Consider the following 17,025-nt stretch of genomic DNA (forward strand, 5'->3'; position numbering starts at 1 on the left):
CATCCTTTTAATAGGAAAAACTTTCGTTTTACTGCCCTGAAAAACTAGATGTTCAGTTGAAGTTTATGAACAGCAATCTGACTTTAAATTATGAACGTTCGGTTTTGTAGTCTTGCCTTAGCTGGATTAGTCCTTACAGGTCTACTGACAGATCCAGCTAGAGCAGGGCAACCCGTGCTCAACCAAACCCCTCAAACCATCGAGCGCACCTTTGGTTCCTATCAGACTCGCCTCACCACCCCAGATGGCGTGACCTACACCTATTCTGCAACTCGATTGCATCAACTATTTCCCAAATTTCCCCAAACCGAGTGGTCAATCACCTTCGTCAACAACCGCGCTAAATACATCAACTTGAACGTAGCCGCCAACCCCAACGCCGACGACTTTACCTACGACCAAGCAGAAGCCGTCAAATTTTTTCAATTCGTTTTCGGCTACCAACCCCCTACCTGGCAAGAGCTATCAACCCAATTCACAGGCAACACCACCATCTACGACTACGAATACTGCCTAGGAGACGGGATCGCCACCAGCTTTACCCGCATGGGCTACAAACAATTTACCGACTTCATTCAGCTTTATTACGAGCCACGATGTGAAGAGAAGTGAGGAGAGAGGAGTAGGAAAGAATGAAAGAGGAGGGAGGATGAGAGGGATGAAAGGGGTGAGGTGTAAGAAGTGAGGAGTTAGAAGAAAAAAGTTGAGAGATCAAAGACAAAATTAGCCAACTAAGGAATCGAAGCACTCACAAAAGAACCCGTTTGCAGGGAGTCTGAGGGACGCAACCGTCCCTCAGCGGGGGTTTGGGGGCAAGCGCCCCCAAGCTCTGGGTTTAGTCAAACCAAACTAAACCAAAGCAGGCTCCGGTAAAGCCCCCTGCATCCGCCCCAACCAATCAATCAAATTCGCCAACTGCTGCTCCACACCCAACACTCCCAAACCTCGCACCGTCACTTTACCCGGCGTATAGACAAACCGAGATTGCAGATGATCTGGCAAGTTTGCCTTCAGCAAATTCCAGGCAGGCTCCTCCATCGGCGTTTCTAGCACCACATGTTGATTGCCCTCAGGCTTGATGCGAGAGAAACCTAGCTTCTTAGCAGTCTGCTTCAGCTCTACAATCCGAATTAATTGCAGAGCTGCGGGTGGGATCGTGCCATAGCGATCGCTCCATTCCGCCGCTGTTTGCGTCAACTCCGCCTTGGTACTGGCTGAAGCGATCGCGCGATAAGCACTCATCTTCTGATCGAGATCGGGAATGTAATCAGCCGGAATAAAGGCAGTCACGCTGAGATCGATTTGCGTATCGTCCACCTTGGGAATCTCTTGGCCGCGAATCTCCCGAATCGATTCCTCCAGCATCTCCATATAGAGGTCGAACCCGATTGCATCCATTTGACCCGACTGTTCTGCCCCCAGCAAATTCCCCACACCCCGAATTTCCATATCCCGCATTGCCAGTTGATAGCCAGAACCGAGTTGAGTAAACTCCTGAATCGCGCGCAACCGCTGGCGTGCAGTATCAGAAAGCTGACTTTGTTTGGGATAGAGCAACCAGGCATGGGCTTGAATCCCTGCTCGGCCCACCCGACCGCGCAACTGATACAGCTGCGACAAGCCGAAGCGCTGGGCGTCTTCAATCAAGATGGTGTTCACGCGTGGAATATCTAAACCCGATTCAATGATTGTGGTGCAAAGGAGAATATCTGCGTCCCCATTGCTGAAGGTGAGCATGGTGGATTCCAGCTCAGCCTCTGGCATTTGGCCATGGGCGATCGCGAGCCTTGCTCCTGGCACCATTTCGCGGATTTTAGCTGAAGTTTCCTCAATCCCCTCTACCCTGGGAACCACATAAAAGATTTGACCGCCGCGATCGAGTTCTTGACGAATCGCCGATCGCACCGTTTCGGAGTCAAAAGGAGACAAGTGAGTTTTGATCGGACGACGAGAAGGCGGTGGTGTGGTAATCAGGCTCATTTCTCGCACTCCAGACAGCGCCATATAGAGCGTTCGGGGAATCGGGGTGGCGCTGAGGGTCAGCACATCCACTTGGGTTCTAAGGCTTTTGATCTTCTCCTTTTGGTTCACCCCAAACCGCTGTTCTTCATCCACTACCAACAAGCCCAAATCTCGGAAAGCAACGCCTTTACCCAAGAGTTGATGGGTGCCCACGACAATATCTAGCTCTCCGGTGGTTAAGCGTTGCTGAATTTGGCGGCGTTCCTCAGCGGTGCGGAAGCGATTCAGTAGACCCACTTGAATCGGGTAGGGGGCAAAGCGTTCCTTCAGCGTGTGGTAGTGCTGCTGCGTCAGGATCGTGGTGGGAGCTAGTAGCGCGACTTGCTTGCCCGCCGTGACTGCCTTGAAGATGGCTCTAATTGCTACTTCTGTTTTGCCGAAGCCAACATCTCCGCAAACCAAGCGATCCATCGGACGGGAATTTTCCATATCCCGTTTGACATCCTGGGTCGCCTTCAGTTGGTCAGGGGTGGGTTGGTAGGGGAAGGAGTCCTCCATTTCCTGCTGCCAAGGCATGTCTGTGGGGTAGGTGTAGCCTTGCTGTTGCGATCGCTGGGCGTACAGTTGCAGCAGATCCACTGCCAACTTTTTGATTGACTTGCGGACTTTGCTCTTGGTTTTCTCCCAGGCCTTGCTGGACATTTTGTTCAACTCTGGCACCGCATCCCCAGCCCCTCGGAACCGGGACAGCGACCCTACTTGATCGGCTGCCACCCGCAACAAACCATCGGCATACTGCAACACCAGGTATTCGCGAGTTTCATGGTTGATCGTCAAGCTCTCTAGTTTGAGGAACTTGCCCACGCCATGACTTTTATGGACAACAAAGTCCCCCGGTTGTAGCTTATTCGGGTCAACCTGCTTAGAGGCCGCCCGTCGCCGCTTCCGCACATAGCTGGGAGTTGTTAGGGTGTGCTGACCAAAAAATTCTCGGTCTGTGACCACCACCAAGCGGAAGGTCGGTAAAACGAACCCTTCAATCTCTGCGAGGCCCGAATACTTGACTGCTACAGGCACCCGCTGAATCTGAAGCTTCTCGATCGCGGGATAATCTCTTGAATTTGGGACAAACTGCGCCGGACAATCGTGCTCCTGCAACAGCGACACCGATCGCGAAGGCTGCGCTGACACCAACCACACCGAAAATCCGCGATCGCGCTCTCCTCGAATCGTCTCCGCCAACTTACCAAACTGATGCGGAGTGGCATTAACTGGACGACTAGCGAGGTTGAGAGACGGAGCAGCACCTACAACTTCTTCTACCAGTTCTGAGAGATAGAGGCGATCGAAACATTCGACTTCGGCGAGTGACTCTTGAAAGGAACGATGGATCTTAGGCAGAAGAGAACTCTCCCCTTCATCCTTCATCCCTCCTCCTTCATCCTTTCCCTTACCTCCTTCATCCTTCCACTGCTCCTCCACATGCTCAAACCAGCGATCGCCGTGAGCCTGACACTGCTCCGGTTCATCTAAGGCAATCAAGGTATTTTCTGGCAAGTAGTCGAGCAAAGAAGCTGGCTGATCAAAGGCTAATCCCAGAAATCGGCGCAGACCTGCTAAGGGTTGGTCTTGCTCAAACTTTTCCTGTTCGGCGGGGTTGAGATAGGTTTTTAGCGCTGTTGACTTCTCGCCTATAAACGCAGCTCTGACGATCGGGCTAAAACTGGTGGGCGTGAGGACGAGATGATTGATCGAGTCGAGCGATCGCTGAGTTGCTGGATCAAACTCCCGCATTTTGTCGAGTTCATCACCAAACCATTCCAGACGAATCGGGAGTTCGGCGGCGACGGGAAACACATCCACAATGTCTCCTCGGCGGCTCCATTGGCCTTCTGTTTCTACGAGGGAAACGCGCTCGTAGCCTAAACGGGTCAGTTCATTGCTAAAAGCATTGAGATCAACTTCAGTCCCTCGTTGCAATCTCAGGCAATAGGGACGGAAGGCATCGATAGGGGGTAAGTGGGGCTGTAAAGCTCTCTCTGTGGCGACGATCGCGGTTCGGCTCGTCTCCGCACCTTGACCATTCCCATTGCTGGTAGCTGCTTGGCTACCTACCAAATCCGCTAAGACTTGTAACTGGCCCCAAGCCATTTCTGACTCCAGGTCAAAGGGTTCGTAGGGAGATCCTTCGGAGGTGGGATAGAAATGAACCGTTTGCCAGCCCATTGCTTCTAGTTGTGCAGTCCAGCGGCCTGCTTCTTCTAGGGTGGCAGTCACTACTAACAAGTTGCGGGGGCCAGCTTGAGCTAGAGCCGATGCTACCAAGCCCTTAGGGATGCGAGACACACCGTTGAGCTTTAGAAGTTGTTGCTGTTTCAGCTTGGCTAATAGCTCGTTAGTGAGGGGCGATCGCCCAAGGGCACGAATAATTGAGGAGAAAGCCATAGATTCTGGAACCGGAGCAGCGAACAGCCAAGAGTGTTTACCTATCTTTATATTGTAGAAGCCTGAGCAGAAGCCGTTGCTTTTCGAGGGCGGAATACCTCTATCAGGGGACATCCAAACTGCTGGATCTCCCCCTCCTGGAGAGGTCAGCTCCTTTTTTAATCGATAAGCTTAGAGGAAATAAGGAAAGTTTATAGAATCGCCAGGGAGTTTTTTATGACTAGTATCAACAACTCACCATTCATGAGTAACGACGACAATCTAGCGCCGATCGACGTGGAAATCGTAGAGACGACCGCTGAGATTCAGCCCCAGGAGTCTGCTTCTGACAAAGGTCAAGCGACTAATCACATCGTTGCCGAAGCTATTGGCGCGGCTAGTGGTGGTATTGCTGGAGCCACAATTGGTAAAATGGTCGGTGGACGCCTAGGTGCAGCCGTCGGTGCTGTAGGTGGCGCGATCGCAGGTGCAGCAATTGGTAACCAGGCCGCAGAAGGCATTGACCAAAAGCTCGATAGTGCAGTTCACACCATGAAGGACGCCGTTGATGGCGTGACTCACCAGGTGGAAGGTGTAGTTGAAACCGTCAAAGAAAAAGTCAACGAGACTGACCTAAAGGGTGCTGTTAATTCTGCCAAACAGAAAATTGAGGAAGCTGATGTTCATGGCATCACCGATTCTGTGAAGCAAAAAATCAGCGAAGCGAATGTTCGCGGTGTTACAGACTCTGTGCAGCACAAAATTGAGGAAGCTGACGTTCAGGGTGTGAGTGCTTCCGTCAAACAGAAAATTGATGAAGCCAACGTGCGTGGCGTGACTGACTCCGTACAGCACAAGATCGAAGAAGCCGACGTGCGTGGCGTCAGTAACTCTGTCAAGAGCAAAATCGATGAAGCAAATGTGCGTGGCGTGACTGACTCCGTACAGCACAAGATCGAAGAAGCTGACGTGCGTGGCGTTAGCAACTCTGTCAAGAGCAAGGTCGATGAAGCGAATGTTCGCGGGATCAGCGACTCTGTCAAGAGCAAAGTTGACGACGTGAACGTGCGTGGCATGGCTGACTCTGTGAAGGATTCTGTTAAAGGCACCGCAGACAAGGCTAAAGACGCGATCGCAGATAAAGCTAAGCCCATCTTAGGTAGCCAACCCTCGACTAGCCCAACTTCATCCACATCGGTTAACCGAGATCTCTACAGAGATCCCCTACTGGGTGTAGATCCCCTGCTTGATGTAAACACTACGCCTGTGATCACGCCTCCTCCTGCAACGAATCCTAAGTTGATCACCGATCGCTCCATTGATTCCCTGACTACTGACGAAGAAACCAAGAAGCGCTACCAGTCCTAAGCAACCCATCTCTGGAATGTAGAGTCTGAATCTGATTCCCTGAGATAGTTAGCTAACGTGCCACAACGCTAGAAACAACTGCCTCCGCTCCCCATTAGAAGGGAGTCGGAGGCTTTAATTATGGACGGTAGTTGTAGAAGGCTAAGCCAAAGCAGCTAAGCTAGCCGCGATCTGCTTGTATGGTTGAGAGGTGAGGCGATCGCAACAATATTTGCTTCAATCGTGTTGGCTGATACTTGTTAAGCTTGGGCAAAAACTGCACCTTAGAGTCTTGGAATGTTTAGAACCTTTGATTCTGAATATTAAGATACTTAAGACATTAGGCGCGATTCGCCACAATCACAGGCAACTCAGGAATGTCCTCTTTTCTTTTTGATTTCCTCATCCTTATCTTGCTGACCTTTGCCAACGGAGTCTTCGTGCTCTCGGAGATGGCGATCGTCTCGGTGCGCAAAGTGCGACTCCAGCAGATGGCCAATGAGGGGAATGCCAAAGCTCGCACAGCCCTCGACCTAGCAAGTGCTCCAAACCAATTCTTAGCAACCGTCCAGATTGGGATCACGCTGATTGTCATTCTGTCTGGTGCTGTGGGGGAATCCACGCTGGCTAAAAGAATTGGGCCGCTCTTCGCCTTGATCCCCGCCTTAGCTCCATACCGAGAGGCGATCGCCTCGGGTATAGCAATTGTCATCGTCACCTACTTAACCCTGATTATCGGGGAACTGGTGCCTAAGCAACTGGCGCTAAACAACCCAGAAAGAGTGGCTTCCTCCGTGGCTGGCCCCATGCGGATGTTGGCAATGTTCGCCGCGCCAGTGGTCCATCTCCTGAGCGCCTCGACAGATATGGTGATGCGATTGCTCAGCATTCGACCCTCCGACGAGCCAATGGTGACTGAAGAGGAAATCAAAGTCTTACTGCAACAAGGAACTGAAGCGGGCACCTTTGAAGAAGTTGAGCAAGACATGGTGGAGCGGGTGTTCCGCTTGGGCGATCGCCGCGCCAATGGCTTGATGACACCCCGCCCCGATATTGTCTGGCTTGACCTAGAAGACTCCTCAGAAGAAAACCGTCAGAAAATCACGGAAGGAGTGCATTCCCGGTTTCCGGTGTGTCAGGGTGGTATCGATAGCGTCTTGGGGGTCTTGCATGTCAATGACTTGCTAGTACGGAGTCTAGTTGGAGAACCAATCGATTTAGCTACTAATTTGCGGCAACCGCTGTTTATTCCAGAGAGTACTCGCGCCCTTTCAGTTCTAGAGTTGTTCAAGAAATCCAGTACTCATATCGCGTTTGTCGTGGATGAGTATGGAGTGATTCAAGGACTCGTAACCCTCAATGACATCCTAGAGGCGATCGTCGGTGACATTCCTTCAGTTGAGGACTTAGAGGAGCCCTACGCCGTCCAGCGTGAGGATGGCTCTTGGCTGCTAGACGGAATGCTATCAGTGGATGAGTTCAAAGACATTCTTGAAATTAATAAAATTCCTGGAGAAGAAAAAGGTAATTATCATACGCTAGGTGGTTTTGTAGTCATGCATCTAGGCCACATCCCCACCGCTGCAGATCACTTTGACTGGCAAGGGCTACGCTTTGAGGTGATGGATATGGATGGAAACCGCGTCGATAAAGTCTTAGTAATGCCTATTGCCTCTGAGGAGGGTACTAGCTCTAGTGATGAGCCTTCTCAACCTAGAAGCTCTAATTAAAAATTTTAATGCTGACATAGCCAATCAGCGAGCTGACAAAATCCTTTACCTTCTGGTTCTGGTGTGATGTAAGTCGGTTGATGCACGAGTTGATCCGCATAGTGTTTAACATTAGCGACCCCCACGGATAGGGGAAATTGATCGGCATCAAACAAGCTTTCATCATTAGGGCTATCGCCCACTGTGACGACCTGCTGAGCCGTGTGCTCAGGAAAGTACTGACCTAGAACTTGGCGTAACCCAGTCGCTTTGTCCTGCTCAATTGGCTTGATGTGGCCTTGGACATTGCTGTAGGTGAAGCCCCAGCCTTGATCTTGGCAGTAGGCATTAATGGCTTGAATGTCCGGTAAGCTCAGCCTCTGAATATCAAATGTCCAATCTGTGACGCGAAAACGATTGTCGGCAGATTCTTGTAGTTGCGGAAAATCGGCTTGTAGGCGCTGAAAAGTTTGGGCCAGCTTTTGGCGATGCAAGGCTAAATCAGGAATTGTCACCAACGCGATTGGAGTCTCAGTTTGGCTAGCGTAAAACATACCGCCGTTTTCCGCGATCGCTCCCCAAATGGGCAAATAGTTGACCAAGCCACCCACCCAACCTGCCGATCGCCCGGTGACAATCAAAACTTGGATTTCCGCCGCAGCTAACTGCTCCAAAGCTTGTAGTAAGGTGGGCGTAAATTTGCCATTCTGCGTCAGTGTGCCGTCCATGTCGGTGGCCACTAGGCAAACATTCTTAAGGGAATTAGCGACTAAAGCCTGAGACAGTAGCGTTAAAGGCATCTTGGTTAGTAACTGTAATGATTAGGTCAATTGAGTGCTGTAGCTTATGGCAAAACTGACACCAGACCAGCGCAACTACCTTTACTTATTAGAGGCAGAACGAGCCGGAATTCATAAACCCATCCTGGCAGCACTTTATCAGGTTCAAGGTAAGCCAACGCTGGAAGATGGCGAAACTGGGCTAGGGATTGCACCTGCCAACCGGATTCCCCTCGGGCAAGTCAATACTTTTGCGGCTCAAGTGCAATATGCCGCTAACACGATTCGCAGCATCACCGATAGCCTAGTCGCCCAAGGATGGAAAGCCACTGACCTATGGAGTAACGAAGCAGGACGCTACGGTAACAGATTTATTCAAGCGGCAGCAGCAGGTTATACACCGCCAGCCAATAACGAAGCCTCCGCCCGCCTAGAATCCTCAAACCCTCAAGCTCTGCTGCAAGCTTACCTGGACGATTTAGCCATTGACTTCAAAGCCGAAGGGTTGCCACAAAACCTGGCTTACCTAGACAGTGCACTACTGACTTTAGTCGATCGCCTACCTAGTTATTACAGAAGCTTGCCTTACCAAAGAGATGCTTTTCTAGAAGCCCTACGGATTTGGCGCAAACTCGATTCCCGTGAGGCTGCGATCGCCTCTCTCAACCTGAAAACGCCCGTTGATGCTGACCCTGAATCCGTAGACGAGTCTTACCTAGACAAAGCTCTGATTCAGTTTATGCAAAGCATTTCTCGTAACTATTCAGGCTACCCTCATCAGCGCGAAGCTTTAGTTCGACTGACTCAACTGTGGCGACAACTCGATTCCCGTGAGGCTGCGATCGCCTCTCTAGAAAAAGACACCTCCCCAGAGCCAGGATTAAAGATCCTCGATCCTGCTCTAGTTGCCTTTGCCCAGCGCTTGCCACAGTACTACCAAGGCAAAGGAGAGCAACGAAATGCTCTAACAGAAGCTTTTCGGCTGTGGCGGGGTCTTGATTCCCGCACCACAGCTCTGGCTGCGTTAGGCATTAACCCAAACACATTGTCTGCTAGCACTACCAATAAAACTGCTCTCACCAACGCAGCAACTCAACTCGATCGCGAACTGCTCGAATTTATTGAGCGGATTCCGGGTGAGTATCAAGAAACTGAAGAGCAACGAGAAGCATTAATTCGTTTGGTGCAGCTTTGGCGCGGGTTAACTACTCGTGACCAAACCATTCGATCTCTGTTTGAAGACGTGAGGCGGATGCAGCAAGCGCGTCGAGATGCCCCAGAAGCCCCCCCCAAACCGAAACCGTTGATCTTGCCCAAGCGTCCTGCCCGCTGGACTCCTGGCAATATTCAGCTTTATGCCTCCATCATTCCCAATGGGACTTTTAGCTGGGCTGAGGCCACTCACGGCGGCACTCGCATGCCACCCGACCAAACCACAGTCGATGCGATTGTCCGCATTGCTCGTCTAGCGCAACAAGCCCGGGAGCGGATTGGTCGTCCTTTCCAGGTCACTAGTTGGTACCGTCCCCCAGAAATCAATGCTAGAGTCGGTGGTGTGTCTAACAGCCGCCATATTGTTGGGGACGCGATCGACTTTTATTGCGACGGGCTTACAGGCGATCAGCTCTACTGGTTCCTAGATTCCTGGTGGCCAGGGGGGCTAGGCCGATACGCTAGCTTCCCCTATCTCAGCCACATTGATGCTCGCAGCTACCGAGCCCGTTGGCTCCGCTAGTATTTTTAGATACCTGTATTTTCGCTGCGGCTTGTGATGCAACAGCCCCGCTTCGGGGCACTCTGAAAATAGAAGTCACCGTTGGGCCTGGATTTACTATGTCAACCCCTCTTTTTCTCATAGAACCTTGGTTGGCTCAAGCTCCTGTCAAGACTGCGAAACCTGTCAAAACCGTTAAAACCAAGGTGGCTGTGCCTCCCCCTCAGCCTGTGCAGCCTGATGATAGTGCTATGCAGCCGTGGATGATGACCACTGGCGGGTTATTTCTCCTATTGGTTGGGTTAGGAGTTTATTCTCACTTGCAAGCCAGTAAGTTGCAAAAGCAGGTGCGATTTGCCGACTTGAAGAATAAGGAGATGCAGAAGAAGCTGAAGATGGCTCTGGAAACCATCGGCAAGATGGAAAAGAACCCCGACCTAATTCACTCCAGAGAATTTAATTTAGACTACCTGCGCATGCGGATGGCGGAAGAGGTCTTCCACTTTGCCATCGTCAATCAAATTAAAATTAAAGTTAAAGAAAAAATCTCCCTAGCTCTGCGACCCAGCCAAGCCCAGCAGGGTTCTGTAGGAATTGCCAGTGCAGGTCGGGCTGTAGATGAAGTATTTGATGTGGAATACGAACCGGGCGACCTGCCAAAGGGCACGAAGCGGGTGTTGTTCCGGATTCAAATCAAGCTGACGAAACTGCCGACTCAGCCCACCTCGGTCACAATTAGCCAAATTATTGACTGCTTAGAAACCTACCTCAGCCCTGCCCATGAGGAGAACGACACCTGGCAACCTACCATTCAGGGTCGCATTGCTCAAATTCATTGGGATCAGAAAGCGAAGCCTACGCCGATGCTGGTGCTAGAGCAAACGACTGACGGCACGAACGTTACTTTCCGGACTAACCGCACTTTAGCGCATCGCTAAAAGTCATAGAAAGTTATAGCAGTGGCGATCGCGCTCTAGAAGCCCCACCACCTTGACCATCGATCAAGCTTCATCAGCTAACCCAGCCAATATTTTTTAATTGCTGCATATAGGTGGGTTTTATATTTGCTATACCAGTCTCTATAAATCCTTAAAGTCACCTATCAAAGATGACTTTAAGGATTTCAAAATATATTGATTCGTCAGCTACAAGTTAACTAGACGCTTTTCATCCTGCAAAGCATGACGCGCCTTGCAACAACGTAAGAGATTGATAGCAAAGTCATCAATCATCTTCATCTGGGCCTTTCCAAGCTTCAATCACTTCATCAATTGATTGGCCGAGAATCCGCGCCAAAGGTCCCAGTTGTCGTTGTTCTATGTCTTTGCCGACCCAAATATTCTTCAGTTCTCCGTAGGAGAGCCGATAAGAGTCACAAAAGCGAGCGAACTCATCATCGTTCAAATCAAGTTCAGCTTGGCGATGCTTGAGGAGGGTCGCAATGAGTGCTGTTCCTTGCTTAGGTGGCTCGGTTTTATTTAAGTACTTCTGCACCAAGCCGTCAATCTGGCTGTTGTGTCCCCCGGAGCGGCTAACCAAGTCATAGCATGCCAAATACAACGCTTGGCGCAACTTGCGGTCTTGGTTCATAGCTGCGGCAATTTGAGCCGCATAATCAGGCTTGCAAAGCCCAACTACAGCTCCCTCATGGGTGATAGGTACATAGGCGTCCCTGGCATCAAATTGCCAGGCGGTAGGCTGATTGCCCTGTAGCACGATGGCATCTCCTTTTAGCGATCGCAACCCACGCTTATTGCTGTGTTTCGCCAAGCGCTCTGGGAGGTTGCCGGAGGTGCTTAGACGCAGTCAAACAAGACAGTGGTCATGTAATAGTCTGCCCAATCTACGCCAAAAGCTTTTTCAAGGACGCGGCGGGTTTTGTCATTTTGTTGTTGTTTGGTGCAGTAGTAACGTTGAGCCTGAAGAATTTCGGTTTCTTGCTCTGGAGTCACCGCAGTAGACGCGCTCGCCTGTTGGCAGTGAACTGTTAAAAAACCTTCGACTCGGCTGAGAAATTGTTGTTCTTCTTCAGCGCTGCCAGGGCGAATAAACAGACAAAAATCCGAGAAAATATCTCCCCAGTCTGGCAAAGCCCGAGCTTGGGAAAACTCAGGATTGGGTAGGGCTGATAAAGCGGTGCGATATGCCTCCGAAAGAGTTCGGTCGGCGTTGAGCGGGGATAAATCTGCGATCGCGGCGCTAATCTGTCCTCGACCCCCTACCAAGTCGGTGCCGAACATAGGCAGAGCGTAATTGGTGCGAGGAAACATGACGCAATGCAAAATATCAAGATTGCTCCCAACCCGTGCCAATTCTAAGTGCAACTTCCGGAATTGAGGAGTTTGGTAGCAGCGATTTTCAATCAGCAGCTTTTCCCCTTCTAGTCGCCCTTCGACATACCCTAACTCCGCTGGGAAAGGATATGGAGATAAATCTAAATGGCGCTGCCAAACAGATTCGATCGCATCTGCGAGTTGACGGATTAAAGGGTGTTGTTGTTCGCGGAGAGAGGGGATTGAGGTCGCTGACATGGTAAAAACTGGAAGTTGTTAAAGAATGCTGTCGTAGGTTCAGAATATCAGCTTGCTTTGGGCACGAATTCAAAGCTATAAGAATTTCTAAGGGCAATAACGGCGGAAGAAAATGCCAAATCCAGTTTTAGGCGATCGCTACGAGATCCAAAAGCAACTGGGCAAGAACTCAGGACGGCGAACTCTCCTCGCTCGTGACTTGCAAACTCAGGGCTTTGTGGTGATCAAGCTGCTGTCCTTCGACAATGAAACTGAATGGGACGATTTGAAGTTGTTTGAGCGCGAAGCCGACACGCTCAAGAATCTGTCGCATCCGGCGATTCCGCAATATCTCAATTCCTTTGAGCTGAACCTCCGCAATGGTAAAGGCTTTGCTTTAATCCAAACCTATGTGCATGGGAAATCTTTGGAAACCTTGCTCCAAGGCGGCAAAACCTTGACTGAAGCACAAGCAAAGCAAGTTGCCAAAGCACTGCTAGAAATTTTGGTTTACCTGCACGGTCAACAACCCCCCGTGATCCACCGAGACATCAAGCCGAAAAATATTTTGCTCACCGATACCTCTGGCGATCGCCCGATTCAAGTCTATTTAGTAGATTTTGGCTCGGTTAGGGCTGCAACGCCGGAGGAGAATACCAACTTTACAGTGGTCGGTACCTATGGCTATATGCCGCCAGAGCAGTTCAGTGGCAGGGCGATCGCGGCATCCGACCTTTACAGTTTGGGAGCAACCTTGATCACTTTGGTCACGGGCACCCACCCTTCTAGCTTGCCTCGGCGTGGTTCCCGAATTGATTTTGGTCAAGTGGCTGATTTGAGTCCAGCCTTTGCCGATTGGCTCAGTTGGATGACCGAATCTAGCTTAGAGCGGCGGCTCACTTCGGCTCAGGCTGCTTTACAAGCCCTCGAACAAGGCCAAACTCGCAATGCAGCGGTGGCAGTGGTGGCTAAACCCGCTGATAGCAAAGTAGCGCTGAGCAAAGATGCTAAGGCTTTGGAAATTATTATGCCAGCCTTATTAGGCCAAGTTCGCTTGCGGATCGATGCCCAAGAAATCTCACTAGCTCAAAAGCGGTTGGGGCTATCCAAGGGGCGGCCTCAAGTGGGGCGTAGACAAGAGATTCGCAGCGTGACCTACACAAAATCTGGTGATGCGCCCAGGCTGGCGATCGCAGTCGGCTCTCAGCAATATGAACTAGGCGGGCCGCAATCTCTCACAGCGGCAGAATTAGATTGGCTAGCCTATGAACTCAGCACTTGGCTCAAGATTCCGCTCGCCAAATCCTAATTCATCTAAATCGAGGAGTTCTGCAAAACCGGACGTTCCTCCCGTCTATAGTTAATGAGTGAAGCATGGTTGACAGGAGAGGGAGAGGGCTATGTTTGGTCTAGGATGGCCGGAAGTAGCGATTATTGCGATCGCGGCAATTGTGATTTTTGGTCCCAAAAAAATTCCTGAGCTAGGGAGCGCCCTAGGCAAAACGCTGCGGGGGTTTAAGGAAGAAGTCCAAAAACCTGATGCTGAGAATGATATTACAGATTTAGATCAAGAATAACCAGCCCGAGCCAGACCCTAATTTTTAGAGCAAAAACAAACACATCTAGACAGCTCATAGACAACTGTCTAGATGTGCTTAACCTCTCTCCGGGGAAACTGAAACTCTAAAAAGTGTACGCAGACTGAGACTCTGTTTGAGCTGTGCCTGAGTTGGACTGGCTTACCTCAACTGAAGCGACGTTTACAGTTTGACCATTGGTCAACGTACTGGCTCCATTCTGATCTGCCGTCTGGGTGGCTGTGGTATGGCCGACCGGGTTTCGGGCCTCAATTAACTGAATAGCGCGAGTCACGCTCTCTGGCAGAATGACAACCAAGCTCCCTGGTGTAGCTCGATCGAGGGCAGAGTTGATCGCTTTGGTTTCATCCAGAATGATTTCGTGGGGGCATCTTTGGTTGGCTGCTTCCAGCCCTCGGCAAATCCACTCCGCCGCTTCGCCTCTGGCTCGCCCTCTAGTATCGTCATCTTCCTTGACGATCACGCGATTGAACATATCCGCTGCCAGCCTACCCAGAGTGACAAAATCCTCATTGCGGCGATCGCCTGGCCCCCCGACTACACCAATCCGTTCTCCCGTCCAATTCTTCACAAAGCCTCCTAGGGCTTCGTAACTGGCAGGATTGTGGGCATAGTCCACCAAGGCATGGTAGTGACCGAGGTCAAACAAATTCATTCGTCCTGGTGTTTGGTCAGCTGAAGCTTGGAAGCTCATTAAAGCAGCACGAATATCTTCAATTCTGACTCCATGTGCAAAAGCCGCTAAACTCGCAGCGAGAGCATTAGCAATCATGAAGGGCGCACGTCCCCCCATGGTCAGCGGCACATGGATCGCTTGCTCGATGCGGAGCGTCCAGTCACCCTTAAGAATCGATAGATAGCCATTTTCATAGATGGCGGCTAGACCTCCTTGCTGAGCATGAGCCCGGACAATTTCGTTGTCAGGATTCATGGCAAAGTAAGCTACTTGGGCTGTGACGTTACGAGCCATGCCTGCAACGAGAGGATCATCAGCATTCAGCACCGCGTAGCCGTTGGGCATGGCAGATTCTGCCACCACGCTTTTCACCCGCGCCATATCGTCTAGCGTGTTAATGTCTCCTAGCCCCATGTGGTCAGCCGCGACATTGAGCACCACGCCAATATCGCAGGCATCGAAGCCTAGGCCAGAGCGCAAGATGCCGCCACGTGCGGATTCTAGAACTGCTACTTCCACAGTGGGGTCGCGGAGAATCAGTTGGGCGCTTTGAGGCCCAGTGGTATCTCCCTTTTCCACTAAATAATCATCAATATAGATGCCATCAGTGGTGGTGTAGCCCACAACGCGCTGGGTTTGCTTAAAGATGTGAGCAATCAAACGGGTCGTAGTAGTTTTGCCATTGGTGCCCGTAACCGCAATGATGGGAATGCGGCTAGCAGCCCCCGGCGAAAACAGCATATTAATCACCGACTCTGCCACATTCCGAGGAATACCTTGGCTAGGCGCAACGTGCATCCGGAAGCCAGGAGCAGCGTTGACTTCAACAATTACACCGCCGGTTTCGCGCAGCGGTCGCGAAATATCAGAGGTAACAATGTCGATGCCAGCGATATCCAGGTTAATGATTTTGGCAACTCGTTGGGCCAGCCAAATGTTTTCTGGGTGGACATCATCGGTGCGATCGATCGCGATCCCTCCGGTACTGAGGTTGGCGGTGGCCCGCAGATAACAAACTTCTCCCAGAGGCAGTACGGTTTGCAGGGTATAGCCTTGCTGATCTAGCAGCTTCCAACTCGTGCGATCGACCGTGATCTTGGTCAGAACATTGTCATGACCTTCGCCCCGTTGGGGGTCTTGATTAGTCCACTCAATCAATTGTTCGATGGTGGAGCGGCCATCACCCACCACATGGGCGGGGACGCGCTCAGCCACGGCCACGAGTTTACCGTTCACCACCAATACACGATGGTCGCGCCCTGTGTAGTACCGCTCCACAATCAGCGATCGCGACACTTCCTTGGCTGCGTCGTAGGCTTCTTCGGCCATCTTCCAGGAGTCAATGTTGAGCGTAATGCCACGCCCATGATTGCCATTGAGCGGCTTGATGACAATTGGAAAGCCACCGACTTGCTCTACGGCCTCTTCCAGCTCGTCCATGTAATTAATTACAATACCCCGTGGCACAGGCACACCGGATTCGTGGAGAATTTGCTTGGTACTTTCCTTATCGCAAGCCAGCTCTACGCCTAAAATGCCAGTGTGATTGCTTAAGGTTGCTTGAATCCGTTTTTGATGCGCTCCATACCCCAGTTGAATCATGGAGCGAGCCGGAATTGGCAACCAAGGAATGCCTCTCGCTTCTGCTTCGCGCACCAAAGATTCGGTGCTGGGACCCAACGAAGCATCGGCCCAGTAAGCTCGCAAGTCTTGCAAGTCTTGTTCTAGCTCAGCTTTAGGATAGTTCCCCGTTTCTACAATGCTTTGGCACAGGCGCACTGCTGCTCTGGCGGCATAACGACCTGCCTGCTCATCTAAGTACTCGATCACCACTTGGTAAGTGCCAGAGGTAGCCGTTTCCCGGGTGCGGCCAAAACCAACTTCCATACCCGATAGCACTTGTAGCTCCAGAGCTACATGCTCCACGATATGCCCCATCATGGTGCCTTCGCGGACTCGGCTCAGGAATCCCCCCCGGCATCCTGGCGAGCAGAAGTGATCGTCTAAGCTGGGCAACGCTGCCACCAACCCCTCATAAAACCCAGGAATTTGGTGGGAAGGCTTTTCTGCCAAATCCTCCAAATCTAAACGCATCACGACCAGCTTATGACGACGAATGCTCCAGTAGTTAGGGCCGCGTAGTGTCTGGATCTTGAGTATTTTCATAACGCTATCCGAGGGTGTTCGGGGGTGGGGAGGACGCAGATGCAATAACGAGTTGAGGTGACTTTAAAGAAGCAACTATCCAGTTTCTCGCTTCAATAAACCTCAAATTGTTTACTAAGAACAGTTTGGTGCTCGATAAA

At 51.1% G+C, this 17,025-nt stretch carries 12 protein-coding genes; 7 read left to right on the forward strand and 5 right to left on the reverse strand.

Translation table 11 applies throughout. From position 1 onward, the window contains the following. The first annotated feature begins 90 nt into the window (after nt 1–90). Nucleotides 91–612: a hypothetical protein gene (locus NDA01_RS21210; RefSeq protein WP_348229517.1), complete on the forward strand. Its 522-nt coding sequence runs from the start codon at nt 91–93 to the stop codon at nt 610–612. A gap of 237 nt (nt 613–849) precedes the next feature. Here NDA01_RS21210 and mfd read toward each other — a convergent pair whose 3' ends face one another. Then, on the reverse strand, nt 850–4,407 hold the full coding sequence (mfd, locus tag NDA01_RS21215) for a transcription-repair coupling factor (protein ID WP_348229518.1): 3,558 nt from the start codon (nt 4,405–4,407) through the stop codon (nt 850–852). A gap of 216 nt (nt 4,408–4,623) precedes the next feature. Here mfd and NDA01_RS21220 point away from each other — a divergent pair, with 216 nt between their 5' ends. Both NDA01_RS21220 and NDA01_RS21225 read left to right on the forward strand, forming a co-directional pair. Beyond that, complete coding sequence (locus tag NDA01_RS21220; protein ID WP_348229519.1) at nt 4,624–5,754, forward strand: glycine zipper domain-containing protein; 1,131 nt, start codon at nt 4,624–4,626, stop codon at nt 5,752–5,754. 356 nt (nt 5,755–6,110) lie between these two features. Further along, nucleotides 6,111–7,463, forward strand: a complete 1,353-nt coding sequence (locus tag NDA01_RS21225) for a hemolysin family protein (RefSeq protein WP_190562099.1) — start codon at nt 6,111–6,113, stop codon at nt 7,461–7,463. A gap of 5 nt (nt 7,464–7,468) precedes the next feature. On the opposite strand, the gene NDA01_RS21230 is transcribed toward NDA01_RS21225, so the two are convergent. Continuing rightward, nucleotides 7,469–8,242, reverse strand: coding sequence for an HAD family hydrolase (locus NDA01_RS21230; RefSeq protein WP_348229520.1), 774 nt, complete (start codon nt 8,240–8,242; stop codon nt 7,469–7,471). 46 nt (nt 8,243–8,288) lie between these two features. Between NDA01_RS21230 and NDA01_RS21235 the strand changes: the two genes are divergently transcribed. After that, nucleotides 8,289–9,956 carry a D-Ala-D-Ala carboxypeptidase family metallohydrolase gene (locus NDA01_RS21235; protein WP_348229521.1) on the forward strand — a complete coding sequence of 556 codons (1,668 nt, stop codon included), beginning with the start codon at nt 8,289–8,291 and terminating at the stop codon, nt 9,954–9,956. Nucleotides 9,957–10,054: 98 nt separating this feature from the next. Beyond that, entirely contained in the window at nt 10,055–10,873 is an 819-nt protein-coding gene (locus NDA01_RS21240) for a hypothetical protein (protein ID WP_190440929.1), read from the forward strand. A gap of 286 nt (nt 10,874–11,159) precedes the next feature. Here NDA01_RS21240 and NDA01_RS21245 read toward each other — a convergent pair whose 3' ends face one another. Together NDA01_RS21245 and NDA01_RS21250 are read right to left on the reverse strand one after the other, a co-directional pair. Beyond that, nucleotides 11,160–11,705, reverse strand: a complete 546-nt coding sequence (locus tag NDA01_RS21245; protein WP_199299230.1) for a hypothetical protein — start codon at nt 11,703–11,705, stop codon at nt 11,160–11,162. A 26-nt stretch (nt 11,706–11,731) separates the two neighbouring features. Continuing rightward, on the reverse strand, nt 11,732–12,466 hold the full coding sequence (locus tag NDA01_RS21250; RefSeq protein ID WP_348229522.1) for a phycocyanobilin:ferredoxin oxidoreductase: 735 nt from the start codon (nt 12,464–12,466) through the stop codon (nt 11,732–11,734). 112 nt (nt 12,467–12,578) lie between these two features. Here NDA01_RS21250 and NDA01_RS21255 point away from each other — a divergent pair, with 112 nt between their 5' ends. Further along, nucleotides 12,579–13,754: a serine/threonine protein kinase gene (locus tag NDA01_RS21255; RefSeq protein ID WP_348229523.1), complete on the forward strand. Its 1,176-nt coding sequence runs from the start codon at nt 12,579–12,581 to the stop codon at nt 13,752–13,754. 91 nt (nt 13,755–13,845) lie between these two features. Further along, complete coding sequence (gene tatA, locus NDA01_RS21260; protein ID WP_348229524.1) at nt 13,846–14,022, forward strand: twin-arginine translocase TatA/TatE family subunit; 177 nt, start codon at nt 13,846–13,848, stop codon at nt 14,020–14,022. Between the two features lie 106 nt (nt 14,023–14,128). Here the strand turns inward: tatA and cphA are convergent, their stop codons facing one another. Next, on the reverse strand, nt 14,129–16,885 hold the full coding sequence (gene cphA / locus NDA01_RS21265; protein WP_348229525.1) for a cyanophycin synthetase: 2,757 nt from the start codon (nt 16,883–16,885) through the stop codon (nt 14,129–14,131). Nucleotides 16,886–17,025 lie beyond the last annotated feature (140 nt).

This window comes from Trichocoleus desertorum AS-A10, from assembly GCF_039962155.1.
Taxonomy (GTDB): Bacteria; Cyanobacteriota; Cyanobacteriia; order FACHB-46; family FACHB-46; genus Trichocoleus.

Excerpts from the sequence above, each read along its gene's own strand:
- NDA01_RS21210 (WP_348229517.1), top strand. The coding sequence starts at position 91 with ATGAACGTTCGGTTTTGTAGTCTTGCCTTAGCTGGATTAGTCCTTACA.
- mfd (WP_348229518.1), bottom strand. The coding sequence starts at position 4,407 with ATGGCTTTCTCCTCAATTATTCGTGCCCTTGGGCGATCGCCCCTCACT.
- NDA01_RS21220 (WP_348229519.1), top strand. The coding sequence starts at position 4,624 with ATGACTAGTATCAACAACTCACCATTCATGAGTAACGACGACAATCTA.
- NDA01_RS21225 (WP_190562099.1), top strand. The coding sequence starts at position 6,111 with ATGTCCTCTTTTCTTTTTGATTTCCTCATCCTTATCTTGCTGACCTTT.
- NDA01_RS21230 (WP_348229520.1), bottom strand. The coding sequence starts at position 8,242 with ATGCCTTTAACGCTACTGTCTCAGGCTTTAGTCGCTAATTCCCTTAAG.
- NDA01_RS21235 (WP_348229521.1), top strand. The coding sequence starts at position 8,289 with ATGGCAAAACTGACACCAGACCAGCGCAACTACCTTTACTTATTAGAG.
- NDA01_RS21240 (WP_190440929.1), top strand. The coding sequence starts at position 10,055 with ATGTCAACCCCTCTTTTTCTCATAGAACCTTGGTTGGCTCAAGCTCCT.
- NDA01_RS21250 (WP_348229522.1), bottom strand. The coding sequence starts at position 12,466 with ATGTCAGCGACCTCAATCCCCTCTCTCCGCGAACAACAACACCCTTTA.
- NDA01_RS21255 (WP_348229523.1), top strand. The coding sequence starts at position 12,579 with ATGCCAAATCCAGTTTTAGGCGATCGCTACGAGATCCAAAAGCAACTG.
- tatA (WP_348229524.1), top strand. The coding sequence starts at position 13,846 with ATGTTTGGTCTAGGATGGCCGGAAGTAGCGATTATTGCGATCGCGGCA.
- cphA (WP_348229525.1), bottom strand. The coding sequence starts at position 16,885 with ATGAAAATACTCAAGATCCAGACACTACGCGGCCCTAACTACTGGAGC.